19 protein-coding genes are annotated in these 24,497 nt (G+C 71.1%); 3 read left to right on the plus strand and 16 right to left on the minus strand.

From position 1 onward, the window contains the following. Positions 1-4: 4 nt before the first annotated feature. From ACGFIO_RS06470 to ACGFIO_RS06525, 12 genes are read right to left on the minus strand one after another with little or no spacing between them, the layout of a single operon-like run. Positions 5-544 carry a phage tail protein gene (locus ACGFIO_RS06470; RefSeq protein WP_392822890.1) on the minus strand — a complete coding sequence of 180 codons (540 nt, stop codon included), beginning with the start codon at positions 542-544 and terminating at the stop codon, positions 5-7. Beyond that, positions 544-2,490, minus strand: coding sequence for a putative baseplate assembly protein (locus tag ACGFIO_RS06475; RefSeq protein WP_392822892.1), 1,947 nt, complete (start codon positions 2,488-2,490; stop codon positions 544-546). Before ACGFIO_RS06475 ends, ACGFIO_RS06470 begins: the two co-directional genes overlap by 1 nt. Next, complete coding sequence (locus ACGFIO_RS06480) at positions 2,490-2,957, minus strand: GPW/gp25 family protein (protein WP_392822893.1); 468 nt, start codon at positions 2,955-2,957, stop codon at positions 2,490-2,492. Before ACGFIO_RS06480 ends, ACGFIO_RS06475 begins: the two co-directional genes overlap by 1 nt. A 14-nt stretch (positions 2,958-2,971) precedes the next feature. After that, a complete protein-coding gene (locus tag ACGFIO_RS06485; protein WP_392822894.1) occupies positions 2,972-3,253 on the minus strand; it encodes a PAAR domain-containing protein in 282 nt (93 codons plus the stop codon). 24 nt (positions 3,254-3,277) lie between these two features. Continuing rightward, a complete protein-coding gene (locus tag ACGFIO_RS06490; RefSeq protein WP_392822897.1) occupies positions 3,278-5,038 on the minus strand; it encodes a VgrG-related protein in 1,761 nt (586 codons plus the stop codon). Beyond that, positions 5,028-5,825 carry a LysM peptidoglycan-binding domain-containing protein gene (locus ACGFIO_RS06495; RefSeq protein ID WP_392822900.1) on the minus strand — a complete coding sequence of 266 codons (798 nt, stop codon included), beginning with the start codon at positions 5,823-5,825 and terminating at the stop codon, positions 5,028-5,030. The genes ACGFIO_RS06490 and ACGFIO_RS06495 overlap by 11 nt, the downstream gene beginning before the upstream one ends. Position 5,826: 1 nt before the next feature. Continuing rightward, positions 5,827-6,279, minus strand: coding sequence for a phage tail protein (locus tag ACGFIO_RS06500; RefSeq protein WP_392822902.1), 453 nt, complete (start codon positions 6,277-6,279; stop codon positions 5,827-5,829). 32 nt (positions 6,280-6,311) lie between these two features. Continuing rightward, positions 6,312-9,038: a hypothetical protein gene (locus ACGFIO_RS06505; RefSeq protein ID WP_392822905.1), complete on the minus strand. Its 2,727-nt coding sequence runs from the start codon at positions 9,036-9,038 to the stop codon at positions 6,312-6,314. A 6-nt stretch (positions 9,039-9,044) separates the two neighbouring features. After that, complete coding sequence (locus ACGFIO_RS06510) at positions 9,045-9,203, minus strand: DUF6760 family protein (protein ID WP_392822908.1); 159 nt, start codon at positions 9,201-9,203, stop codon at positions 9,045-9,047. After that, the gene (locus tag ACGFIO_RS06515) at positions 9,200-9,643 is read right to left on the minus strand and encodes a hypothetical protein (RefSeq protein WP_392822910.1); all 444 of its coding nucleotides are present in this window, start codon (positions 9,641-9,643) and stop codon (positions 9,200-9,202) included. Before ACGFIO_RS06515 ends, ACGFIO_RS06510 begins: the two co-directional genes overlap by 4 nt. A gap of 4 nt (positions 9,644-9,647) precedes the next feature. Then, positions 9,648-10,091 carry a phage tail protein gene (locus ACGFIO_RS06520; RefSeq protein WP_392822912.1) on the minus strand — a complete coding sequence of 148 codons (444 nt, stop codon included), beginning with the start codon at positions 10,089-10,091 and terminating at the stop codon, positions 9,648-9,650. Positions 10,092-10,125: 34 nt separating this feature from the next. Next, positions 10,126-11,661 (minus strand): phage tail sheath family protein, encoded by a 1,536-nt coding sequence (locus ACGFIO_RS06525; protein WP_392822915.1) that lies wholly within the window; start codon positions 11,659-11,661, stop codon positions 10,126-10,128. Between the two features lie 290 nt (positions 11,662-11,951). Between ACGFIO_RS06525 and ACGFIO_RS06530 the strand changes: the two genes are divergently transcribed. Genes ACGFIO_RS06530 through ACGFIO_RS06540 form a run of 3 tightly spaced genes read left to right on the plus strand, consistent with a single transcriptional unit; the run spans position 11,952 to position 16,952 of the window. Continuing rightward, complete coding sequence (locus tag ACGFIO_RS06530) at positions 11,952-15,764, plus strand: hypothetical protein (protein WP_392822916.1); 3,813 nt, start codon at positions 11,952-11,954, stop codon at positions 15,762-15,764. 10 nt (positions 15,765-15,774) lie between these two features. Beyond that, complete coding sequence (locus ACGFIO_RS06535; protein WP_392822918.1) at positions 15,775-16,404, plus strand: hypothetical protein; 630 nt, start codon at positions 15,775-15,777, stop codon at positions 16,402-16,404. Positions 16,405-16,427: 23 nt separating this feature from the next. Next, the gene (locus ACGFIO_RS06540; protein ID WP_392822920.1) at positions 16,428-16,952 is read left to right on the plus strand and encodes a hypothetical protein; all 525 of its coding nucleotides are present in this window, start codon (positions 16,428-16,430) and stop codon (positions 16,950-16,952) included. On the opposite strand, the gene ACGFIO_RS06545 is transcribed toward ACGFIO_RS06540, so the two are convergent. From ACGFIO_RS06545 to ACGFIO_RS06560, 4 genes are all read right to left on the minus strand, one after another. Further along, positions 16,949-17,683, minus strand: coding sequence for a DUF4157 domain-containing protein (locus ACGFIO_RS06545; RefSeq protein WP_392822922.1), 735 nt, complete (start codon positions 17,681-17,683; stop codon positions 16,949-16,951). The genes ACGFIO_RS06540 and ACGFIO_RS06545 overlap by 4 nt on opposite strands. Positions 17,684-17,984: 301 nt before the next feature. Further along, complete coding sequence (locus ACGFIO_RS06550; RefSeq protein WP_392822924.1) at positions 17,985-19,979, minus strand: ATP-binding protein; 1,995 nt, start codon at positions 19,977-19,979, stop codon at positions 17,985-17,987. Then, the gene (locus tag ACGFIO_RS06555; protein WP_392822926.1) at positions 19,976-20,653 is read right to left on the minus strand and encodes a DUF4255 domain-containing protein; all 678 of its coding nucleotides are present in this window, start codon (positions 20,651-20,653) and stop codon (positions 19,976-19,978) included. Before ACGFIO_RS06555 ends, ACGFIO_RS06550 begins: the two co-directional genes overlap by 4 nt. 4 nt (positions 20,654-20,657) lie before the next feature. Beyond that, complete coding sequence (locus ACGFIO_RS06560; protein WP_392822929.1) at positions 20,658-24,374, minus strand: VWA domain-containing protein; 3,717 nt, start codon at positions 24,372-24,374, stop codon at positions 20,658-20,660. Positions 24,375-24,497 lie beyond the last annotated feature (123 nt).

Below are 24,497 nucleotides of genomic sequence, written 5' to 3' on the forward strand. Positions count from 1 at the left end.
AATGTCATGCTTGCTCGATCTCGAGGTTGACCCGCACGTGCGCGGGCACCGCGTCGACGACGGCCGAACGCAACCGGGCGGCGTCGACCGCCGCCGGATCGGCCACCCGGACCTTGACCGTCACCCACGGCCGGTCGTCGCCGGGCACATCCTCGCCGGGCTGCTCGCTCCACCGGCACACCCCGCTGTCGGTCACCTCGACCTCGCCGCCGGTCAGCAGCCGCACCTGCCAGGCCAGCGCGCCCGTGGTGCCGCGCCGGCGGTGCAGGTCGACCGCGTTGGCGACCAGCTCGCGCTTCTTCGCCATCGGCCAGGCGTCGTCCAGCGGGAAAGCCACCCACTGCGAGAGCCAGGCCAGGAAGTCCTCCGGGGCGAGACGCGGATCCAGGTACGCGGGGAACGAGTCCAGCGTCAGGAACAGCGGCGCCAGCACCTCGTCCAGCCCGGCGGTGAACCGCTGGGTGAACTCGTCCTCGTGGAACACCGCGGGCAGCCGATGGCCGATCGGATGCGGCGTCGACACGCCGGGCAGGCCGAGACGCATCAGTGGCTCCCGGTGACCCGGACCTGGTGCCCGAACGAGAACGGCAGCGCGTTGCCGGGCAGGTCGAGCCGCTGCACCGGGTTGCCGCGCTGGCCGGTGATCGGGTCGGCGCCGAACAGCCGCACGTCCTCGACCAGGTCGACGCCGGGTAGCCGCTGCAGGACCGCGTAGATGTCGCCGGCCTGGATCGGGCGCCCGAACGGCCAGCCGTCACCGGAGGGGCCGCCGTAGATCGGGTCGAGGTACGCGTACAGCGCCTCCCGGGCCTGATCGCGGACCGCCTCGGAGGTGCTGCGCCGGTGTGCCACCACCGACGCGACGACCGTGACGCCCTGGTAGAACGGCGGCTCGACCGAGATCCGGGCGCCCAGGCAGCGACGCTCCTCCAGGTACCGGGCGATCCGGCCGAGCATCTCCGGGTTGGGCTTGAGGTCGGCGAAGTCGGTCGTGCCGTCGTCGCCGGGCGCGACCGCGGGCACCACCAGCACCCGGACCGCGGCCGAGTCGTCACCGACCGGGACGCACCGCACCCGGGCCGCCTCCGGTGCGGCCTCGCGGGCCAGCAGCTCGTAGTCCTCGGCGGTGACCGCACGATAGCGGGTACGCAGGCTGAGCGGCCCGCGCACGGCGGCGTCCTTCACCGACTCACCGTCCACCCCACCGGAGGCCGGGCGGCGGTTGGTCACCGTGCTGACGAACGGCACCGGGTTTCGCTGCACGGTCAGCGCGTCGCGGGCCACGTTGCCGCGGCGGCCGCCACCGGTCAGGTAGCGCTGGATCCGGATCGGAGCGCCCTTGGGCGGCACGTCGCCGTAGTAGCGCAGGCCGCCGGACGTCTCCCGGACGACCGGCCCGAAGACCACCTCGCCGCTGGTCCGGTCGACCATGAAGTGCAGGTCCTCCGGGCCGGACTCGGCGAACGACGGCACCTCGCGCCACTCCTGCCAGCCGTCACCGCCGGCCACCTCGATCACCAGCGGCTCGTCGGAGGCGACGACCGGGCGGCGGGCCAGCTGGAACCGCTGCCCGGGCACCCCTTCGGACAGACCCAGCGTCTCGTCTCGGACCACCTCGGCGTGCACCGCGCGGGTGGTGCCGCCGACCGTGCTGGCCACGGCCGAGGTCAGCTTGGGCGACTGCCGGTACGGCGGCTGACCGAGGTCGGGCTCCACCACCTTGCAGCGCAGCCAGCCGGCCCGCTGCCGGCCCACCACCGACGCGGCGTGCCCGGCCGGCAGGTGCAGGATCAGGTCACCGGTCCGGTTGAAGCCACCGGTGGAGTCCTTGCCGACCTCGCACGGCACCCAGCCGTCGCCGTCCCAGGCGGTCCACTCCCACGGTGGGTAGCGCGGGTCGACGCCGACGCCTTCGGCCTCGCACTCCACCCGCAGCAGCACGGCCCCGCCGGGCACCGGGTTGGACAGGCCGAAGTAGACCGTGTCGCCGGACTGCGGCTCGGCGCTGAACACCGGGATCGGCACGCCCGACTTCAGATCCTCGCTCCGCTCGATCGGGTTGCCGTCCGGGGTCGCGGTCATCACCCGCTCGAGCCGGGACGGCTCGATCCGCAGCGCCGCCCGGGTGGTGAAGACGACCGGGTCGGTGGACTCGGCGGGCACGGTGGCGACCTGCGAGTCGCCGGGCACGGTGACCGCCTCGTCCTGCACCGCGGACAGCCAGAACGTCACGTCGGCGGTGGCCATCGTGGGCGGCAGCAGGGACACGCCGATCAGGTCGAGGAACCGGAGCAGATGCAGGTCGGGCATCCGGTTGATCCGGTAGATCAGCTGGTCGGTCATGAACGCGAACGTCTCGATGAGCGTGACACCCGGGTCCGACACGTTGTGGTCGGTCCACTCCGGGTTCCGCTCCTGCACCATCCGCTTCGCCTCGTCGACCAGGTCCTGGAAACGGCGGTCGTCGAGGTTGGGCACCGGCAGCGGCATCAGTTTCCTCCGGTAATGCGGGCCATGGCGCTCGGGCCCGCCTCGATCTCGTCCGGGGCGTTGCCGCCGCGCGAGGGGATGACATAGAACGGGAAGACCAGGTTGCGCGGGTCGTTGGTGCCGCGGATGGCGTAGTCGATGTCGATCAGCAGCGTCTCGGACCGGCCGGGGGCGAATCCGACGCGTACGTCGAGCAGGTCGATGCGCGGCTCCCAGCGCTCCAGCGAGACCCGCACCTCGTACGCGATCCGCCCCGCGGTGGAGGCGTCGGCCGGCGCGAAGACCAGCTCGTGGATGTTGCACCCGAACTCCGGGCGCATCGGGCGCTCACCCGGCGCGGTGGCCAGGATGAGCCGGATGCTCTCCACGATCTCCCGATCGCCGCGCACCAGGGCGATCGAGCCGGTCGGGTCGGTACGCAGCGGAAACGCCCACCCCGCGCCGACGAACCGTGACGGATCCCGCATCGTGCAGCCTCCTTTCAGCCGATCAGGACGGTCGGGCAGCCGGGCGGCAGGATCGGCGCGCCGCAGCCGGACTTGTCGCCGACCCGCGCCGCCGGCTTGCCACCGATCAGCACGGTCAGCGAACCGGGCGGGATGATCGGCGTCGGCGGGTGCGGCGGCTGCGGGAACGAGCAGGTGTGCAGGTCGCCGACCACGGCCGCGGGCATGCCACCGATCAGCACGGTGGGCACACCGGGACCGGTGATCACCCCGGGGTGCGGGGTCATGTCGGCGACCCGGGCGGCAGGCATGCCCATGACAACTCCCTGTTTCTCGGTGAATCAGTTCAGCTTGATCGGGGTGCCCGAGACGGTCACCGGCCCGGAGGCCTTCACGTCGGTCTTGGACTGGCCGGCCAGCGACGCGGTCATGCCCTTCATGTCCAGGGCGCCCGACCCGGCGTCGATGGTCACGCCGTTCGGGCCCTTGATCTCGACCGTCTTGGTCGCGGTCAGCTTGATCTGGTCGCCCTTGGCCTCGACGGTGCCCGACTTGACGTCCAGCCGCACCGAGAGCTTGCCGTCGCCGGTGGCCACCAGCACGCCACCGTCCTCGATGAACTGGATGGTGTGCCCCTTGCGGGAGACGAACCCCCGCACCGCGACCGCGCCGCTGCCGCCGTCGACCGGCTCGGTCTCCAGCTTGGGCGGCTTGTCGGTGCCGTTGTGCATGCCACCCAGCACGTACGCGTTGTCCGGGTCACCGTGCGCGAAGCCGACCAGCACCTCGTCCTTGACCTCGGGCAGCACCAGCGAGCCCCGGTCGGCGCCGGCACCGGGCTGCACCACGCGCGCCCACCCGGTCACGTAGTCGGAGTCCAGCCACGGGAACGTCACCTTGACCCGGCCCAGCTTGCGCGGGTCTTTGATGTCGCTGACCAGGCCGGGCACCAGGCCGCTGGTGACTCCGGCGGGCAGGCTGCCGCCGGTGCCGCCGCCGGCCAGGTCGTACACCGAGCGTTCGGTCCGCCCGGCCACCGTGAACATGGTCCGGTAGCCGTCGGTCGGGCTGAACGTGTGCCGGGTCTGGGTCAGCACGTACTTGCCGGTGAACGGGTCGCCCACGTTGGTCAGCGCGACCGCGGCGCCGGCCCGCAGCTTCGGGTTGCCCTTGGCCACGCCGTCCAGTTCCACGGCCGATCCGCCGAGCTGGTCGGCCAGCGACCGGGCCACCGCCTTCACCGTGTCGGCGGTCTGCCAGGCCGGGTCGGCCGCCCGCAGCGGGGGTGCGCCCATCTTCTTGGCGATCTCGGTCGGATTGGCCCCGGCCACCTCCATGCCGGGGGTACGCGGCGTCGCCGTCGCGGTCACCGCCTGCTTGTGTTCGGAGTCCCAGCCGTACGCCTCGACCGTCGGCACCTGGTGCGCGGCACGAACCGTGGCCCGCACCGAGATCAGGTTGCTGTGCGCCTCCAGGGCCAGCGGGTTGGCGGTGGCCTTGGCGTCGGTCCGCGGGGCCGTGGCCGGCGGCTCGGGCAGCTGGAAGCAGAGCTTGCCCTCCTCGACCGCGAGGTGCGCGCCGACCAGGTCGGCCAGCTGCGACAGGAAGTCCCAGTCGCTCACGTTGTTCTGCGAGATCTGGCCGTCCTGACCGGCACCGACACCCGGCACGTTGTCGATCTTGCCGGTGGGAACACCCGCCCGCTGCGCGACCTTGCCGACCACGTCGGCCAGGCTCATGCCCGGGTACGCGGCCACGCGCCGGCCGCGGAACAGTTTGTGCGCGACGTCCTGGCCGCGTACCTCGGTGATCGTCCCGGTCGGGTCGAGGTCGAGTTCGAGGGCGGTCACCTCGCCCTCGATCAGCGTCTGGGGACCACCCGGCTCGGCGGTCTGCACCGACACCTTCACCTTACTACCGATCTTGAAGGCGGCCTTGCCGATCACCACCGACCCCGGGTCCCGGAAGCGCAGCACGAAGACGTCGGGCAGGTTCCGGCTGTCGTCCACGTAGGCCAGCGCCAGCATCGCCGCCACGTCGGCCGGCAGGTCCCGGCCGTCCACGTTGACCAGCGGAGTGTTGGAGAAGCTCTCATTCGCCATCGCGTCGCTCCACCTCCTCGGGCGCCGGGATCAGCAGCCGCGAGCCCGGTTCCAGCCGCATCGGGTCGTCGATGTCGTTGAGCTCGGCGATCGCCCGCCACGCGTTCGGGTCGCCGAGCGCCCGGTACGCCACCGAGGGCAGCGTGTCGCCGGCGATGACCGTGTGCGTGTCCCGGGCGGCGAGCGCACCCGACGTCGGGTTCTGGCCGCCCTTCTCGCCGGAGATCTCCTCCAGTTGCACGGTGACGATCGCCCGCACCGGCAGGCCGCTCGGCGTGAACAGCGTGTACTTGCAGGACACCGAGCTGACGAAGGCCGGGAAGCCGGTCATCCCGCCCCACGAGAAGATCACCCAGGGCGGTGAGCCCTTCTTGCTGTTGCGGCTCGACATGGTCGGCACGCAGCAGGAGAAGAGCATCTCCACCTTCTTGACGACGCCGTCGTCCATCTTGTCGGTGGCGTCGAGGAAGAGCTCCAGGGTGAGCTTGCTCGGGTCCGACCCGGTGAACTCCGGCGGCGCGCTCTTGGCCGCGTTGCGGTTGGAGTCCCGCTTCCACTTGGCGTTCTTGGCGACAGTGAGTTCCTTGGGGTTGTACTGGAACTTGATCACCCCGATGACCGCGCCGCTGGGCGTCGAGGTGCTGCCGTCGGACGGCGGCTCGCGCAGCTCCAGCTGCGCCTTCTGCAGGTTGGACGGGGCCGGCGCCGGGGTCTGGCCGCCGGCCGAGGTGGCGGCCTTGCCGACGCTGACCGAGCCGGGCGAGGTGAACGCGACGGGCGAGGTCATGTCAGTGCTGTCCCCCGGTCTTGGCGGCGCCCGAGCCCATGAAGCCGTGGTGCGCCAGCTCCAGGGTCTCGGTCGCCAGCTTCGGGCTGTCCACGCTCATCTGCGGGCCGGTCCAGCGCACCGGAATCACACCCATCAGGCCCCACCGGGCGATCACGTCGTTCTTCGCGTTGCGGGCCTCGATCGTGGCCGTCTTGCGCTCGACGCCGGACGCCATCCGCATGAACCAGGCGGCGATCTTCTCGGTGTCCTTGGTGACCGGCCGGGACAGCTTGATGTTGGTGAACTTGATCCGGGTCGGCAGCTGCCAGATCCAGCCGTTGTTGCCGCCCTCCTCACGCTGCTCCACCAGGAACTCGCAGCCGAGCCCGTCACAGCTGATGAACGCGCCGAGGTTCTCGCCGTCGATGGAGACGGAGAAGAAGACGGCGACGGACTCTTCCAGATCCGGCATCGGACACTCCCTTCGTGGTTCGGCTCGGCCGGTCAGTGCCGCAGGTCAGTGAGCGACCCGCGGCGTTCCCGGTCCAGACGCAGCTCAGCCTTGAGCCGGCGCAACAACGGATCGAACAGCTTCTTGACCAGCTCGTCGGGCTGGGTGGCGGCCGCGGCGGCACCGCCCGGCGCACCGGGAGCGGCCGGTGCGGCCGGCGCGGCCGGCGCGGGGTCGGGTGTGGCCGCGGCGTCCTCGGCCCGGGACACCGTCGGCACCGGGTTGTCGGCCGAGGCGCTGACGGTGACCTGCCGCGAGACGGTGATCGGCGGTGCGTCGAAATAGTTCGGATCGGCGTACGGGCTGGAGCTCGGCGTCTCCGCGGCCGGCCGCGCGGTCAGCAGTTGCATCGCGGGTGACGCCGCGGCCGGCATCGCCGACCGCTGCACGCTGGGCGCGCCCGAACCGGACACGGTCGGCATCGCGCCGAAACCGCCGTCGCCCAGGCTGCCCAGCACGCCGGGCCCTCCGCCGTCGCTTCCCCGGCCGGGGGTGGAATAGGTCTGCAGGGGCACGGCGGTGCGGACCGGCGCGCCGGCGGGTGGTTCGGCGACGAGCTGGGCGACGGGTACGGCGGGCAGCTCGGCCGGGCTCGGCCCGGACGCGATCGAGGCGCCGGTGGCCGACGCCTGGGCCGCCGGCAGGTCGGCCAGCGCCGGGCGCAGCGGCCGGTCCCCGACCAGCCGGGAAACCACCGGCAGCACCGGGGCGGCGGACGCCGACGCGGTCGGCGCCGACGGTGCCGGCACCGGGACGACCGGGCCGCCTCCGGCCGCTGGGGCGCCGTGCGTCACCGCGACCGGCAGCTCCGGCTCGGCGATGTCGTCGGCGATCCGCTGCACCGCCGGCCCGCTCGTCTCCCCCGGGCCCGTGGCACCGGACAGCGCCGAGGCGATCGGGCTGGACGCGAGGGTCGGTGCGGGCGGGGACAGCAGCGGTGAGCTCTCGTCCAGGGCGGCCCCGAGACCGAGGCGCTGCACCGGCGACGGCGGGGACAACGGCATCGCCGGGCTGTCCGGGCCGGTGGCCGTACCCGGGGCGGCGGGAACGTCGACCGGCCGGGCGAGAGCTTCGCCGTGCACCGGCCGGACCGACTCGAACCCGGCATCCGGCACCGCGCCGCCGCCCTCGTCGAACCGCTGCGCTGCCAGTGGCATCACGTCGCCACCCATGTCGAACCGCTGCACCGCCGGGGGCAGGTCGTCGCCTGGGCCGAAGGGCCGGGACCCACCGTCGAAGCCGTGCTGCGCGGCCGGCTCGATCGGAGCGCCCAGGCCGAGCCGAGGCGGCTGCTCCGGAGCGGCGCTGCGCTGCACCGGCAGGTGGAAGTGGTCGTCGTGCGCGACCGCGCCCGGCGTGTCGGCGGCGACCCGCTGCACCCCCGGCTCGTCATCGTCGAGGGCCCGCTGAATCGGGGCGTTGAGCAGCGGCGCGTCGTTTTCCGCGGACCGCTGGGCCGGGGCCGCCTCGCCATCGGCCACGCGCTGAACCGGCGCCTCCGCGGCCTGCTGCGGCGAGCCGGCGCGCTGGACCGAGGCGTCCGCGCCCGGCTGCGCCGAAGCGCCCGCGGCCGGATGCGCCCAACCGCTCGTGGTCGCATGCGCCGACGTGTCGGTGGCACGTTGCAGCGGAAGGTCGAGGTCGCGCTGCAGAGGCGTTCCGGCCGCTTCGGCTGCCCGCTGTGCGGCCGCGGCGGTCTGGTCGGCGGCCCGCTGCACGGGTGTCTCGGCCGAGCGCTGAGCCAGCGTCTCGGCGACCCGCTGCACCGGCGGCGGCTGCGCGCCGGAACCGGCCGGGGTGGCATCGTCGGCCGCCCGCTGCACCGGCGCGGTCGCGTTGTCGCCAGCGCTCCGCTGCGCCGCGTTATCGTCCGCCATCCGCTGCACGGCGGCGTTCTCGTCGGACATCCGCTGCCCCGCTGCGGCGTCGGCATTGCGCTGCACGGCGGCGGCGTCTGTCATCCGCTGCGCCGTGGCGGCGTCGTCGGCGGCCATCCGCTGCACGGCGGCGCTGTCGCCGGCCGTTCGCTGGGCCGATGGTGCCGGGGCGGAGGCGAGCGGCAGGGCGGCGTCGGTGGCCGTCCGTTGCACGGGCGGGAGGGCCGCGCCGGTGGAGGCGCTGCGCTGCACCGGGGGCAGGGCCGCGCCGGACGACGCGATTCGCTGTACCGCATCGCCGGAATCGTCGGCTTCGGGCGTACCCTCCGGATCTTGAACCGGCGGAGCCGACGCACCCAGCGTGGGCGCGGCCGCCTGCTCGGGCGCCTCGGCCTGGTCCGCCGACGGGACGCCCGCTCCCGGCTGCGGGGCAGCCTCCACGGGGGACGGTTCGTCGGCCGGCGGCGTCTCGGCCAGCCGCGACACGGTGAAGTTGACCGGCCGGGCCGGGCGCTCCGGTTGCGAGGCGGCCACCGGCATCTCGGGCAGCGACCCGGCGGGAAGGTCGGGTCGCACGCCCGACGGCCGGGCGAACTCGCCGATCGTCCCGGACGGCTCGCCCGCGCTCACGCCGTGCCCGAGCGCGCCGACGAACCGCGGATCTTGCCAGGCCGAGAGCGATCCGCTGAACCGCTGCACCGGGTTGGCCAGGATGTCGTCGCCGACCACGCGCTGGATCGGCGCCACTAGACGCCACTGGTCGGCCGGCGGGCGCGGCGGCACGACCGGCGCCGACACGGGTGCGGGCGCCGGTTCCTCCTGCTTACGCCGCCACGGCCACATGAGACCTCACCGACCTTGACTGATGCGGTTGTTGATACTGGCGATCTCCGCCACGTAGCGGCGGCGATCGGGGTGTTCCAGGTCGAGGATCTCGTCCAGCGACCAGTGGAAGTGGTAGGCGACGTACGCGACCTCCTCGTGGAGGCGGTCGGCCGCGTACGTCACGATTCCCCCGGGCGCCCACCCGCGAGGTCGATCGCGAACGAGTGCCCACAGGACGGACAGCCGACGCTGGCCAAGGTGTGACCCTCGGTGTTGATGCGGCGGTACATGTCCTGGAGGAATGCGAGGTCGGTGGCGAACAGGTTCTCGATCACCCCGGCGTGCACGTCGGTGATGTCGCCGATGTTCATGACCACCCGGGCCAGGAGCACCACCGTCAGGTAGGCGGGGTTCTCCCGGACCCGGTCGTCACGCAACGGGACGAGCTCGTCCCGCCCGGTCGCCAGCCGCATCGTGCCGGTGCGGTGCACCCGGCCGTCGTCGTCCACGTAACCCCGCGGCAGTTCGAAGTCGAACGTCGTCTGCAGGGTCGGCTGGGGTTGGGGGCTCGCCGGACCGGCAGCGGGCGGCGCGTCCGCGACGGCGGCCATGGTGCGTCGCATGGTGTTACTCGACCTCCATCATTTCGTACGTGAGGACAATCTTCTCGGTCAGAACGCTGGTGTCGCCGGCCTTGAGCGAGCCGATCTCCAGGCTCTTGGGCCACGCGTTGGTCAGCTTGTAACGCTTGATCGGCGTGCCCTCGTAGTCGAAGACGATGATCGCGCCGCCCTTGCGGGCGCTGGTCATCTTGCCGAAGTGGGCGTCCTTGACCCACTTCTCGAAGCTGTTGTCACCGGACAGACCGCGGGTCAGCGTGACCTCACCGGCCTTGGGGCGGCCGGGCAGCTTCTTGACGATGTACTTGCCATCGTTGGTGTTCTGCTTGAGCTCGATGACGTCCTGTTCCATCTTCAGACCGCTGACCTCTTGGATCTGCGCGATCATGATCCCGTCGACCTCGAGCCCGAACGAGTGGCCGACGGACTTGTCCAAATCGGGAAGTGCCATGGTTTCCTACCCTTTCGCTGCTGACCGGTGGGGATTACTCGTTGACCAGGCTGGTGCCACCGGACATCTGCGCCAGGCGGAACACCACGAACTCGGCCGGCTTGACCGGCGCTATGCCGATCTCGCAGGTGACCTGACCGTTGTCGATCTGCTCGGCCGGGTTGGTCTCCCGGTCGCAGCGGACGTAGAAGGCCTCGTCCGGGGTGAGCCCGAAGAGAGCGCCCTTGCGCCACTCGGTGACGAGGAAGGAGCCGACGGTACGGCGGATCCGGGCCCACAGCGCGTCGTCGTTCGGCTCGAACACGACCCACTGGGTGCCGACGAGGATGGACTCCTCGAGGTAGTTGAAGAGGCGGCGGACGTTGAGGTAGCGCCATGCCGGGTCGCTGGAGAGGGTACGGGCGCCCCAGACGCGGATGCCGCGGCCCGGGAAGGCCCGGACGCAGTTCACGCCGATCGGGTTGAGCAATTCCTGCTCGGCCTTGGTGAGCTGGGTCTGCAGGTCGACGGCGCCGCGGACAACCTCGTTGGCCGGGGCCTTGTGCACGCCGCGGGTGGCGTCGTTGCGGGCCCACACGCCGGCCATGTGGCCGCTCGGCGGGACGAAGCCGTTGCTGCCGGTGGACGGGTCGAAGACCTTGACCCAGGGGTAGTACAGGGCGGCGTACTTGGAGTCGTAGCCGGCCAGGTCCTGCCGCCACTCCCGGATCTGCTGCGGGGACAGGCCGGGCGGCGGGTCCAGGATCGCCATCCGGTTGCCCATCAGCTCACAGTGGGCGATCAGGCTGAGCTGCACGGCCTTGAGCGTCTCGAGGTCGATCGAGCCGTTCTGGTACGCGCTCATCAGGTCGGGCACCGAGACCATGGTGATCTCGTCGACCGCCTCCAGGCCACCGAAACCGCTGCGCTCGGCCACGTCACCCACGTAGTCGTCGGCGACGACCGCGTGCGGCACCGGCGCCGGCACGGCCGGCTGCTCGGCGACCAGCGACACCGTGCCCTTGGCCAGCCCGTTGGCCGCGGCGACCTCTTCGACGGTGATCAGCTTGGAGTGCTCGCGGAGCTGGGTGACGACGTTCTCCCGGCCGCGTTTGGTGGTGACGTTGAACTTCTCCGCCTCTTTACCGTCCTGCTTGACGATCAGGACGGCGCGGTCGTCGGGAGAACCTTCACCGGCGTCGTGAACCTCGACGGTGATGTTCTGGTTGGACTGGCCGGCCGGCAGTTCACGGGCGACCACCCGGTAGCCGCCCAGCTGGGCCTGCGGCTGAGCGGTGATCGCGGCCGCGCCGTTGCCGCCGTCCTGGCCGCCGTTGATCCGGACGATGTAGCAGTTGCCGCCACCGTTGAGGAAGTAGCCGTAGACGGCGTGCGCGAGGTACTGCCCCTCGGCGAACTCGCCGAACACCTGGGCGTACTGCGTCCAGTTCGACACCAGCGTCGGCGTGTGCACCGGTCCCTGCGGTGCGAAGCCGACGAAGGCCGCCACCGCGGTGCCCACACCTTCAATGGGTCGCGAACCGGCCTCGACCTCCTCCACGTAAACGCCCGGGGAGAGATAGGTGGGCATCGCGTGCCTCCTTCAGTTCACAGTGAATCCCCGGCAGCCCCCTCCGGGTCTGCCTCTGGTGTTCATGCTTCGCCAGCCCGCGCGGGCGAACAATGACCCGGCGATCGGTCGGGAGGGAACTCGTCGGTGCCCCATCGGGCACGAGATCGCGTTGTGCGGCTGACCTTCCCCATCGGGCAGGCCATATTGCCCGACCGGCTGCCCGGGGGCGCGCTGACCAGCGCCTCCCGGACGTAACACTGTCGAATGGGCGACCTTGTCGGCCATTCGATCCTCGGGGGAGGTACGCGATGAGGCTTCCGGCGGAGGACCGCACCGACGACCGCGATCCCGCGCGCCGACCGGCGCCGGCCACCGATCCGAACCGGACCGAGACCACCGAACCGAGCCGGGCCGACGGGGCCGCGCCGGCCGCACGACGGCCGGTGACGCCGCGCGCGACACAGCGCCTCCAGGCCGCGGCGGGCAACCGGGCGGTGTCGGCGCTCATCGCCCAGCGCCAGCCGAACGCCGCGGTCGACTCCGCGGCTTCTCCGGGCGAGATGGCCGCTCCGGTGGTGGAGGAGGCGGTTGCGCCGGTGCAGCGGTATGCCCGTCCGCCGGCCGCGTCGGCGCCGAAGTTCGGGGCGCTGAAGTCGGACGTGCGAGGGAAGCAGAAAACTCTCGCCGCGCATCCGCCGCCCGCGTCGAAGGCCAGCGCCGCGCAGGCTGCTGCGAAGCCGCCGGCTGATGACAAGCAGGCGCAGGGTAAGGCGGCGAACGCGGAGAAGATGAACGCCGCTCAGCCCGGCACCTTTGACAAGGCGGCGTTCATCGCGGCGGTCAACAAGGCCATCGCTGAGCAGGCCCCGAAGAATTTGGATGAGGCCGATAACTTCGGTGACTCGGGTAAGGCCGACGCGGTCAAAGGGCAGGTCCAAGGCCAGGTCGGGCAGGGTAAAGAACAGTCGGCCAAACAGATCGAGACCACCACCAAGGCCGCCCCCGACACGGCCGCGGCCAAAGAAAAACAGGTCACCCCGCTTGCTCAGGAGCCGGCGCCGGGCAACCCGGGGACCCCGAACCCGGCCAACGCCATCCCCGACAAGGCCCCCGCCAGTGCGACCGATTTCTCCGCCGGGCCGCAGCAGGTCGACCAGCAGATGACCGACGCCCAGGTCACCGAAGAGCAACTGGCCAAGTCCAACGAGCCCGAATTCACCGGCGCGTTGAAGGAGAAGAAAGCCGGGGAGGAACACGCCGCGACCGCGCCCGGGCAGGTCCGGGCGGCGGAGAACCAGACCCTGAGCGATGCGAAGGCTGGGGCGCAGAGCACGGCGGCGTCCTCGATCGAGGGCATGCGGGGGCAGAAGGCTGCGGCGAACAACGCGGTCGGTCAAGGCCAGCAAGGGGCCCAGGGCAAGGACGAGTCGAAACGGGCGCAGGTCACCGCGAAGCTGCAGACCGTGTTCGACGCCACCCAGAAAGACGTCGAGGGGATTCTGACCGGTCTGGACAAGAAGGTCGACGACGCGTTCAGCTCGGGGGAGAAGCAGGCGCGGGATGCGTTCACCGCTGAACACAAGCGGCGGATGGACGAGTACAAAGACAAACGTTACTCAGGATTCACCGGCAAACTGAAGTGGGTCAAAGACAAGTTCGCCGGTCTTCCCGACGAAGCGAACCAGATCTTCGTGACCGCCCGGCAGGGCTACGTCGCCCGGATGCAGGGCGTCATCTCCACCGTGGCCGACGTGATCGGTGCCGAGCTGAACCGGGCGAAGCAGCGGATCGCGGCCGGCCGGCAGCAGTTGCAGGCCGAGGTGCAGAAACTGCCCGCCGACCTGCAAGCCATCGGTAAAGAAGCCGCGGGGGAGTTTTCCGGGAAGTTCGACGAGTTGACCTCGAGTGTCGATGCCAAGGGTCAGGAGCTGGTCAACACCCTGGCCAGCAAGTACAACGAGGCCCTCAAGTCGGTGGATGCCGAGATCGATGCCGAGAAGGAGAAGAACAAGGGCCTGATCGCCAAGGCCGTCGACGCCGTCAAAGGTGTCATCGACACCATCCTCAAACTCAAAGACCTCCTCCTCGGGGTGCTGGCGAAGGCCGCTCAGGCGGTGATGGCCATCCTCAAAGACCCGATCGGGTTCCTCGGGAACCTGGTCTCCGCGGTCGGTGCCGGTCTGAAAGCGTTCATGGCCAACATCGGTAGCCACCTGAAGAAGGGGTTGATCGGGTGGCTGCTCGGATCCATGGCCAACGCCGGTATCCAGCTGCCGGACAAGTTCGACCTGCGCGGGATCCTGTCCATGATCGCGTCGCTGCTCGGGCTGACCTGGGGCGCTATCCGCGGCCGGATCGTGCAGAAAGGCATCCCCGAGCAGGCCATGACCGCGGTCGAGGCCGGCGTCCCGATCGTGGCGAAGCTGCAGTCCGGTGGGGTCGCGGGGGCGTACGAGGAGATCAAGGACCAGGTCGGGGATCTGAAGGAGAACCTGCTCGGCAAGATCAGTGAATATCTGATCCCGACCGTGCTGATCGCCGGGATCACCTGGATCATCAGCCTGCTCAACCCGGCATCCGCGTTCATCAAAGCCTGCAAGATGATCATCGACATCGTCACGTTCATCATCGACCGCGGCGCCCAGATCATCGAATTCGTCAACGCCGTCCTCGACGCCGTCATCGCCATCGCCGGCGGCGGAGCAGGCGGCGTACCCCAACTCATTGAAGGGGCCCTGGCCAAGTCCATCCCAGTCCTGATCGGCGCCCTCGCCGCCATCCTCGGCATCGGCGGGATCGCCAACAAGGTCAAATCCTTCTTCCAGGCCCTCTCCAAACCAGTCATGAAAGCCGTCGACTGGATCGTCGGGAAAATCGTCGGACTCGGCAAGAAAATCTGGGCCAAACTCAAGCCCAAGGGCAAGAAGGGCCAGCCGGGCTCCGGCGAACCGGCCGAGGGCAAGCCCGCTCGCGAACGCGCGGCGATCGCCGACGCCGATCGGGTGCTCAAGTCGGCCAAGACCCACGAGTCGGCGCAGCAGCAGGTCGGCACGATCGAGCACAAGCACCAGGTGCCGCTGAAGCTGGTGGTCGAGTCGCGAACAAACGAGGGTGAGGTCGTTCACGTCCAGACCAGCCAGACCGGGAGTCACCGGATCGGCGGGAACCCGGAGGAACGCTATCGGGCGTTGCGGGCCAAGCTGACCAAGGTCGAGGCGCAGATGGGTCTGGATCACCTGTGTGACGAGCAGCGGGCCACCGGCGCGTCGGTGGGCGTCCTGATCGGGCACCTGGAGAAGCTGCCCCTGCCGGTGTGTCAGGAGAAGCTGGTCAAGGCGTACGAGAACGCCGTCAACAGCGACGGCAAGGGCCTGGCCGTCACCCGCCTCAAGAAGAAGATCGACCAGGTCAAGATGTCGATCGACCACGCCGTCAAGGTGGAGGAGGTCAAACGGCGGCCGGAGTGCAAGGCGCTGCTCGGCCGGATGCGGGACTGGACCAGGGAGCTCACCGGGATCGCCGACAGCATCAGCACCGGCGACGTGAACCGGAAGTTCCAGGAGGACGAGATCCGCAGCAAGGTCAACAACGTCCTGGAGGCCTTCGTCGCGCAGGCCAAGGAGCACGGCTACCCGTCGATCGACGTCCTCAAGCACCCCTCCGACTACGTGCTGGCCGGTGAGATCCGAGAGGAGTGGCGCGGCGACATCCGGGGCAAGTTCTACGGCTCCACGTACTCCGACGAGGTCGAGGACTGGGGCGACGCCGAGCAGGTCCGGCTGGTCGCCGAGAAGGCCAATCACCCGGAGCTGAGCGGGCATCCCGGCTTCAAGGATCCGACCTGGTTCTACTGCCCGCACTGCCGCCAGCTGCGACCGCTGAAGACGACGAACTCGAGGGGCGTGCTGGTGCGGAACCTGACCTTCGACCACAAGAAGCCGATCGCCAACCACTGGACGAACCTGGGCGGTAACAACACCAACCAGAAGACCCGCACCGACTACTACAGCCTCAAGAGCAATCTCGAGGTCATGTGCGGGCCGTGCAACTCGGCCAAGGGCAGCGGCGGCGAACGGTACGATCCCAAGGTCGGGAGCAGCTTCCGTGGCCCCGGCGAGTAGGGTCGGGGCCGTGTCCGAGGACGCCGAATTCCGGCTGTGGTTCCCCCGCTGGACGGGGTCCGGCGAGGCGACCACGCTGGCCTTCGACGTCGAGCGGGTCGGCCGGAACCTGCTGCACAAGGGCACCGACGAGGTGTGCCGGGCGTTCCTGGCCGCCTGGGGCCTGCCCGATGTGGCGCCGCGGGCGTGGCGGCTCGACCGGGTCTGCACGCCGTTCTTCACCGAGCTGCCCGAAAACGACAGCTGGCGCGACCGCTACCGCGTCTCGTGGCGGGCCGAGCTGGAGGTCGGCGGCGAGCCTCGGGCCGTCGGTCCGGGCCCGGCCGAGGTGGTGGCGTACGACGCGACGAGCGACGACGGCCCCGGCCGTCGCCCGGCCGTCGAGGTCTGCGAGGTGCTCGCCGCCGGCGCCGACGACGATGTCGCGGCCCGGCTGGGCCGGCGGTTCCCGGACTCCCCGCTGACCGTGCACGAGGTCACCGAGCGCGGCCACGTCTTCCGCATCGGTCGCCTCGCCCTGGGCCGGCAGAACGTGGGACTGCACCTGGATCAGCTCGACGCGACCCGGGACGCGTGCCGCGAGCTGGGTCTGGTGACCGATATCCCGGGCTTCGAACACCTGCGCGCGACAGTTCTCTGACGACATCGACCCGGAAGGTGCCCATGACCGACCAGCGACTCGCGGTGTTCCTCATCGGACATCCCGTCGACGACGACTACGAGCCGTGGCTGCACAAGCGTCTGGCCTTCGCCAAGGTGACCGACGTGGCCGGCGGGACGGGCACGTGGTCGGGTCTACCCTGCCGGGTCACGCACCGGAACGACGACGAGTCCGGTCCGCTGTTCGTGGCGGTCGACGCGGCGGCGTTCGACATCGCCATGACGCTGGCGCCGACCGAGCGTGAGCTGCCGCCGCCGCTGTCCACGTTCGTGGACGCGTGCGAGGACGTCCGCCCGACGCTGGCATTGCTTTCGGCCGGCCCGATCGCCGAGGACAGCTGGGACGACTTCGCCACGGACGCCGCCGCGCTGGCCGACAACGCCGAGTTCGGCGGCATCCTCGAGCTGCCGTGCACCGCCGTCTACCTGAACGGCTTCGGCGTGATCATGCTGGACGAGCCGCCCGCCGTGACCACCGTGGAGGTGGCGCACGGCGGGGCCGTCTATCTGACCGGGTGGCGCGGCTAGGAGGTCGCCTCTTCCTCCTCGCCGGCCTCCTCCTCGCGCTGGACGTAGCCCTGCACCTCGGCCGGCTCCTCGTCCTCGCCCTCCTCACGCTGCACGGAGGGCTCCTCGATGCGCTGCAGACCGGCGGCCGGGGCGGCGTCGTGGCTGTGCCCCGCGTGCGCGTCGCCCGACATCAGCCGGTCGGCGTTGGACGAGGCCTCCCGCTCGAAGCGGTCGGACGGGTCGCTGACCTTCACGCCGCCACCCGCGTCGGAGCCGTCGACCGGGCCGCTGCGCTGCTGCACCACGTGGGTCAGCTCGTGGGCGAGCATGTGCTTGCCCGAGTCCGAGCCCGGGTCGTACTTGCCGTCCTGGAAGACGATGTTCGAGCCCACCGTGTACGCCTGCGCGTTCACCGATTTGGCCGAGTCGTGCGCGGCGCCGCCGGTGTGCACCCGGACGTCGCCGAAGCCGGTGCCGAACCGGGACTCCATGTCGGTACGCGTGTCGTTGTCCAGCGATGAGCCACCGCCGCCATTGACCACGTCGAGAACCGGCGACTTCTCCTGCTCCATCATCGTGTTCACGCCGGAATTGCCAATCGCGCGCTGCAGCCCGAGCATCCCGCCCTGGCCGAGCACGTCGGTCCGACCGGCCACGGCGGCCTTCATCGAGATGTCGGTGTCCTCGCGCTCGACCCGGTCGGCCTTCGGCCGGAACTCGCTCTCCTGGCCATGGTCGTGACCGTGCATAGCCGCCCCCTTGAGGATCGTCTGCTCCACGCCCACTGTCACATCCGATGCGCACGCGGTACAGGTTCGTTGGCGCGATCCACCGGGCATTGTCCCCCGCCCGAAAGGGCAACAGTCCGCTTCGCTCTCCAAGACCTTCAAAGATCATGTCGTAGCGGGGTGGGTGGTACAGACCGCTGCTCCCGCCGAGGTCGCTTCGCTCCACGTGCGAGATTTGGTTGCGCCCCAAAAAGAGGCAGTGGTAGGTCAGGGCGGTATCCGGGGCCCGGATACCGCCCTGACCTACCACTGAAAGAGCTGGCTACGTGACTTGTGCGAGGTAGGGGCCGAATTCCCGGTCGAGGCAGAGGCGGCCGAGTTTGCGGTACTCGCGGGCGACCGCACCGACCAGGTCGATCATGCCGACCGGGCGGGAGTCGGCCGCGGCCAGGTAGGCCGCCGTCACCGCGGCCGCCCGGATGTGGCCGCCGGCCAGCTCGAACTGCCGCGACATGAAGGACAGGTCGATGTCGTCGCGGCGCGGCACACCGGGACCGAGGCAGACGTCCCACAGCGCCTTGCGGTGCTCCTCGTCGGGCACCGGGAAGTCGACCACGGAGTCGAGCCGGCGGGTGAACGCGTCGTCCAGGTTGGCCCGCAGGTTGGTGGCCAGGATCGCCACCCCGTCGAAGGTCTCCATCCGCTGCAACAGGTACGCGCTCTCGATGTTCGCGTACCGGTCGTGCGCGTCGCGTACCTCGGACCGCTTGCCGAAGATCGCGTCGGCCTCGTCGAACAGCAGCACGCCGTTCACCCCGGCCGCCTCGGTGAAGATCCGCTCCAGGTTCTTCTCGGTCTCGCCGACGTACTTGTCGACCACCGTGGCCAGGTTGACGGTGTACAGGTCGAGGCCGAGCGAACCGGCCACCACCTCGGCCGACATGGTCTTGCCGGTGCCCGAGTCACCGGCGAACAGCGCCACCACGCCCAGCCCCCGGCCGCCGCCCGGGCGCATCCGCCAGTCCTGCAGCACCCGTTCGCGGTGCCGGGCGCGGGCCGCCAGCTCGCCCAGCTGGGCCAGCACCGGGGCCGGCAGCACCAGGTCGTCCCAGCCGACGGCGGGTTCGATGCGGCGGGCCAGGCGTTCCAGTCCGGCCGCGTTCTGGGTACGCGCACCCTGCCGCAACCGCGTGACGTCGACCAGTTCCCCGTCCGCGTTGGCCGCCAGCACCGCCGCCTCGGCCGCCCGGCGGATCTGCGGCGGCCCGAGGCTGAAGTGCGCGGTGGCCGCGGCTGGGTCGACGCCCGGCGCGAGCTTCCCGTCCAGGGAGGCGCGCCACACGGCGGCCCGGATCGCGGCCGGCACCGCCTCGGCGTCCAGGTGCAGCGGCGGCCGGTGGCCCCAGCGCGGGTCCCAGCCGCTGGTGCCGTAGACGAGCAGGGCCGCGTCCGTACCCGAGAAGGCGTCGAGCAGACCACCCGGGGGTGACCCACCACCGGCGATCGGGCCGACCACCACACCGGCGCCGGTCAGCAGCGCCTCGCGCAGCAGCGGGCGGACCAGCTCGGGCAGGTGGTGGAGCCGTTCCGCGTCGACCACCAGGGCGGGCCGGCCGAACGCGTGCAACCCGGTCACGGCCAGCGCCGGGCCGCTGCCACCACTGCGCTCGCGCAGGTAGAGCAGGCGGGCGCCGCTGGTCAGGGCGCGGGCGACGACGTCCGCGCCGGGCAGGTCGTCGACCGGGTCGACCGGCGCGGCCAGCACCGGGCCGAGCGCCGGGTCGATCCGCATGTCGCCGAGCAGGTGCGCCACCACCGGGTCGGGCACCCGGAGGGTACGCGACAGCAGCGGCCGGTCCTGTTCCTCGACGACGAGCAGCCCGTTGCGGACCAGGGGGGAATCCGCACCGAGCCGGGACCGCCCGGCGGCCGAGCCCTCGGCCAGGCCGCACAGCCGCAGGGCCAGCCCGGCGGTGGCCCGGCGCCGGGTGACGTCGTCGTTGAGGTAGCCGTAGAACTGCTCGTACCGGCTGTCCACATCGGGCGCGACCGCGACCATGAGCAGCTCGACGTCGAGCGCGGACAGGCCGAGCCCGGCCGGCAGCACGGCCGGCTCGTCGGCCGGCGCGTCGGCCCACGGCACGGTGGCCGGGTCGCGGTTCTGCTCGAGCAGCGCGTCGATGATCTCGTCGGAGAGGTAGAGCCCGCGGAACGGGTCGTCCGGTGCGGGGTCCCGTTTGCGGCGGGCAGTGACCGCCTCACGGATCCGTTTCTCCAGATCGGCCAGCCGTCCGAGCAGGCCGGGCAGTGCGTTCACGTCGCGTCCGGGCGGCGGCGCATGCGAACCATGGCGACCCGCGACTCCTCGGCCGGCTTGCTGCCCTCGGGCAGCTCGGGCACCGGCCGGTGGCGTACCGGATCGTCGCCGTCCATCGACAGCAGGACACCCTCGGAGGCGATGGTCGCGGCCTCCATCCGGCGGCCGGACTCGACCGGCGCGCTGACCACGACGTCGAGCGACGGCTTGAGCTCGCCGCCCAGCGCCGACCAAACGTCGGCGAACGCGCGGTCCTCGGGCGGCGGCAGGGCCACCGTGAGCGGCACCGGCATGTCCAGTTCCCGCAGCGAGCCGGTGAGCATCTCGGCCGGCAGCGCGTCGTACGCCAGCATCGACATGAGCAGCGCCGACAGCAGCCGATGCTCGTCCTCGGGCCGCTGCGTCCAGGCCGTGACCAGGTAGGACAGCTTGAAGTAGCGGGGCGGCAGATGCCGGGCGGTGATCTTGCCCTGGTCGTCGTACTCGTTGATCCGGCCGCGCGACTTGCGCCGCATGTCCTCCCGGATGTCGTAGAGATAAAGGTTGACCGTGGGCGCGTTGCGCCGGGCGGCCCAGTCCTTGGTCGGCGCCTCCAGCACGATGTCCACGTCACCACTACGCAGCACCTCGTGCCGCAGCAACTGCCGCAGCGCGTCGTCCACCTCGTGAATCACACGATCACCTCCGCACCGCGAAGTCCGCCGGATCCTGTCCGCCCGGCACCACCAGGAAGTCGGCCGAGATCACCTTCTTGGGTTCCCGCAGGTCCATGTCGGTGCCCTCGGCGATGAGCTTGCGCGGGCCGAGCTGGTCGCGGTGGAAGACCAGCACCTGCACGCGGAACCGGCCGTCCTTGCCGACCTTCACCCGCTGCGGCACCTTGATCCCGGGCTCCCAGGTCAGGGTGACCGTGCTGCCCGGCTTGAAGCCCTGGCCGACCGCGGCGGTGACGAACCCGGGCGGCCCGACCTTCGGCTCGGCGGTCAGCGTCGGCGTGAACGTCGGCTTGGGCTGCTCCGTGACCACGGTGTTCTTGGGCAGCACGGAAATGGCGGCCGAGGCTGTCGCGATGGCCGGCAGCCCGCCCGGGAACAGCCCGCTGACCGTGCTCTGCACCGTGCCGGTGAACGCGGTCTCGGTCGTCACGTCGATGCCCACAGTGGTCGAGGCGCCGGCGGCGAGCGCGCCGATCGACGTGACCACCGGGTCCTTGGTCGGGATGAGCGTGGACAGCCAGACCCGGGTGGCCGGAGCGTTGGTGGTGTTGGTCGCCACCGCGGTCAGCCGGATCGGGCTGTCGCCCTGGCTCACCTGGACCGGCGCGGCGGTCAGGGTCAGCGTCAGCCCCGCCGCCAGCGGCCGGAACGCCGCCTCGAACGCCTCACCCGGCGTGTCGACCAGCACGGTCGGATCGCCGCCGGCCGCCGGGAGGGTGCGCAGGGTGCGGCGGCTCGGCTCACCCGGCACGACCGACGTGTACGCGAGCACGGCGCCGTCCGGCGAGAAGGCAGGATCCTCGGCCCGGGGCGAGTCGGCCGGGGTGAACTGCCGGGGCAGCAGCCCGGCGGGATCGGTCACGCAGACCCGGCCGTCGGCGGTGAAGGCCACCGAGTTGCCGTCCGGCGCGAAGGCCGGCGCGTCGTCGTTCACCGCGGCCGGGCAGCCGACCGAGGCGTTGAGGCTGATGTCGATCTCGTCGAGGAAGGTGACCGGGCCGTCCAGCACCGCGGTCAGCGAGGCCGTGTAGATCCGCGACTTGTTGTCGGCGCCCGGGTCGATCACCGCGATCAGCGCGGTGTCCTGCCCGACGTTGCCGTCCGCGTCCTCGGCCGTGCAGGTCACCGTGGTCTGCCCGACCGGGAACGGCTCGGTCGTGCTGGCCGGCGGTGAGCAGTCCGGGGTGAGCGGGGTGCCGTCGGAGGCGACCGCGCTCGCCGGGTAGTTGACCGGTGTCCCGTACGCGTCCTTGGCCAGGACGGAAACGTCGTCGACGGTGACCAGCGGCAGCGCCGGGTCGTTGACCGTCACCGTGACCGGTGCGGTGTACGACTCCTGGTTGCCGTCCGGGTTCGGGTCGATCGGGTACGAGACGTCGCAGCGCAGCACGGTGTCCGGGTCGAGGCCGGGCGCGATGGTGACGGTCTGCTGGTAGTGCACGTCGGTGCCGCTGAAGACCCGGGTCGGGGTGCTGGGGCTGAAGCTGACCAGCAAACCGGCGTCACAGTGCCCGACCGTGGGCGTCACCACGATGCGCTCGTTACGCAGCGGGGTGAGAATGGCGCGGGACACGTTGTCGTGGTTGACCGTCCTGACCAGCTGACCGCCCGTCTCCTTGACCACGAAGGTTGCCTGCTGGGAGCAGGGCGACACCGTGCAGCCAATCACGGCCAGATCCATCTGACCGAGGTCGGCGGCGACCACCCGGGTGGAGCTGCTGTTCAGTTTGTCGACCGCGTCGGAAAGCTTGATCTTCTTGTTGCTGGGGTTGTGTGTGGGCGCGTCACCGACAAGCACGATGATCCGGTTGCTGTTCGCGCGCCACCGGGCCGGCGTGTCGGTACTGAGCTTGTCCAGCGCGAAGCCCCAGTCCTCAGGGTCGTCGTCCCTGCCTGCGACGCTCAACTTGTCCACCTGGTCGTGGACCTGCTGCGGATCAGGAGTGATCGGTGAATAAAGCTTGAAGAGGTCTTGCGGGTTACTCTGGTCCCGGAAGCCGGCCAGGCCGAACTGTGCCTTGGGCTGAGCCTGACGCACCTGATTGATGACCGCGTGCAGGTTGTCCTTCACGTTCTGCATCACGCCGCCCATGCTGCCCGTGGTGTCGACCAGCAGCATGATGTCCGGGGTGGGCAGGATCGCCGGCGTCTTCACCAGCTGGTCGATCGTGTACGACCCACCGGGGTACAGCCGCCGGTCGGTCGGGCCGGGAATGACCATGTGCGGCGGCTTCTGCACCTGCTTGCGGACGAAGGCGATCCGGGTGCCGTCCGGCGACCAGGCCGGCTTGGTGTCGGCCGCCCGCAGCCGCCACGGCACCGGGATGGTCCCGATCACGGCCCCGTTCTCGACCCGCACCACGACCACCGACCGGCTCTCGTTCGGCAGCGTCCGCCCGAACGCGATCATCGACCCGTCCGGCGACCACGACGGGTCGTCGTCGAACCGGTTGTCGGCGAAGGCGGTGAGCGGCTGCGGGTTGCCGCCCTCGGCGTCGGCCACCACGATCCGCGAGCTGCCCGGCGACTCCGACCCCGGCGGGCGGCGCTCCTCGGCGTACGCCATCCGGAAGCCGTCCCGGGTGTACGCCGGCGCCGTCTCGCTCGCCCCGGCCCGCTGGGTGTGGTCCTGCCGGTCGAGTCCGGCCGGGTCGGCCGACCAGATGTCGGCGCTGTCGTCCTCGGCCACCGTGACGTCGGAGTAGATCAGCGCGGCGCCGTTCCAGGCCGGATGGGTCTCGGCCCGGCCGGGGTTCTTCCGCACCTGGGTCACGGCGCCGGTGAGCACGTTGAGCACCGCGATGTCACCGGACGGGTCGGCCGTGCGGACCGTGAAGGCCAGCCGCTGCCCGTCCGGCGACCAGGCCGCTTCCTCGCCGGCGACCAGCCGGCTCACCTGGGTGCCGCCGTCCGCGATGGCGGAGATCACCGCCCCGGGCTGGTCCTCGGTGGCGAACCGGGAGGTGGTGAACGCGATCACGCCGGACGGCGCCGCCCAGGCCGGCTGGCTGTCGGCGGCCTTGTCGGCAGCGATCCGGGTGACCACCTTGTCGGCGACGCGGACGGTGTAGATGTCGCCCGCCGGGTCGTCCCGGGTGCTGCTGAACGCGAGGCGGTCGCCGGTGGGCGACCAGCTCGGGGTCAGGTCGTCGCCCGGGTGGTCGGTGATCCGGCGCAGGCCCTGCCCGTTGACGCCGATCGTCCAGATGTCCGGCTGGCCGCTGCGGTCGGACTCGAACGCGATCGTCGTGCCGTCCGGGGAGAGCTGCGGGTCGCGGTCGTCGAAGTCGTCGGCCAGCACGGACACCGACGAGGTGGCCCCCGGTGCCCGATAGCGCAGGTCGTGGTCGCGGTGCCCGTCGCGCCGGGTGACGAAGACCAGCCCGCCCAGGCGCGAGCCCGGATCCTCGGCCGGTGTCGTCGCGTCCGGTGCGGGCAGTGTGACGCCGCCGGTCGGCCCGCCGGGTGTGACAGCGGCCAGCACCGGTACGTCGGCGCTGGCGTAGCCGACGCGGTACGGCACCGGGTCGCCCGGGGCGGCCTGGGCCGGCCGGCCCGCCGCCCAGGTCACCACGGCGCCGAGGACCAGCAACGGCGCCGTGAGCAGGGCGATGCGGCGACGTCCCCGCGACGTGCGGGCAGACGTCGTCGCGCCCTCGTCTTCAGCAGACCCGTCCATAGTGTTCAACCGTGGCCTAACCGCTCCTCGGCCACAGCAGCGGACAGGACAGCCCTTAGGGCACCTGCCGTTGCCCGCGGGGGCAGCGTCATGGCCGGGCGAAACGAGGTCATGATCGCTTCG

This window comes from Actinoplanes sp. NPDC049265 (assembly GCF_043197135.1).
Taxonomy (GTDB): Bacteria; Actinomycetota; Actinomycetes; order Mycobacteriales; family Micromonosporaceae; genus Actinoplanes.

What these genes read in the sequence shown, in the direction of transcription:
- ACGFIO_RS06470 (WP_392822890.1), bottom strand. Translation starts at nt 544, where the DNA reads ATGCGTCTCGGCCTGCCCGGCGTGTCGACGCCGCATCCGATCGGCCAT.
- ACGFIO_RS06475 (WP_392822892.1), bottom strand. Translation starts at nt 2,490, where the DNA reads ATGCCGCTGCCGGTGCCCAACCTCGACGACCGCCGTTTCCAGGACCTG.
- ACGFIO_RS06480 (WP_392822893.1), bottom strand. Translation starts at nt 2,957, where the DNA reads ATGCGGGATCCGTCACGGTTCGTCGGCGCGGGGTGGGCGTTTCCGCTG.
- ACGFIO_RS06485 (WP_392822894.1), bottom strand. Translation starts at nt 3,253, where the DNA reads ATGGGCATGCCTGCCGCCCGGGTCGCCGACATGACCCCGCACCCCGGG.
- ACGFIO_RS06490 (WP_392822897.1), bottom strand. Translation starts at nt 5,038, where the DNA reads ATGGCGAATGAGAGCTTCTCCAACACTCCGCTGGTCAACGTGGACGGC.
- ACGFIO_RS06495 (WP_392822900.1), bottom strand. Translation starts at nt 5,825, where the DNA reads ATGACCTCGCCCGTCGCGTTCACCTCGCCCGGCTCGGTCAGCGTCGGC.
- ACGFIO_RS06500 (WP_392822902.1), bottom strand. Translation starts at nt 6,279, where the DNA reads ATGCCGGATCTGGAAGAGTCCGTCGCCGTCTTCTTCTCCGTCTCCATC.
- ACGFIO_RS06505 (WP_392822905.1), bottom strand. Translation starts at nt 9,038, where the DNA reads ATGTGGCCGTGGCGGCGTAAGCAGGAGGAACCGGCGCCCGCACCCGTG.
- ACGFIO_RS06515 (WP_392822910.1), bottom strand. Translation starts at nt 9,643, where the DNA reads ATGCGACGCACCATGGCCGCCGTCGCGGACGCGCCGCCCGCTGCCGGT.
- ACGFIO_RS06520 (WP_392822912.1), bottom strand. Translation starts at nt 10,091, where the DNA reads ATGGCACTTCCCGATTTGGACAAGTCCGTCGGCCACTCGTTCGGGCTC.
- ACGFIO_RS06525 (WP_392822915.1), bottom strand. Translation starts at nt 11,661, where the DNA reads ATGCCCACCTATCTCTCCCCGGGCGTTTACGTGGAGGAGGTCGAGGCC.
- ACGFIO_RS06530 (WP_392822916.1), top strand. Translation starts at nt 11,952, where the DNA reads ATGAGGCTTCCGGCGGAGGACCGCACCGACGACCGCGATCCCGCGCGC.
- ACGFIO_RS06540 (WP_392822920.1), top strand. Translation starts at nt 16,428, where the DNA reads ATGACCGACCAGCGACTCGCGGTGTTCCTCATCGGACATCCCGTCGAC.
- ACGFIO_RS06545 (WP_392822922.1), bottom strand. Translation starts at nt 17,683, where the DNA reads ATGCACGGTCACGACCATGGCCAGGAGAGCGAGTTCCGGCCGAAGGCC.
- ACGFIO_RS06560 (WP_392822929.1), bottom strand. Translation starts at nt 24,374, where the DNA reads ATGGACGGGTCTGCTGAAGACGAGGGCGCGACGACGTCTGCCCGCACG.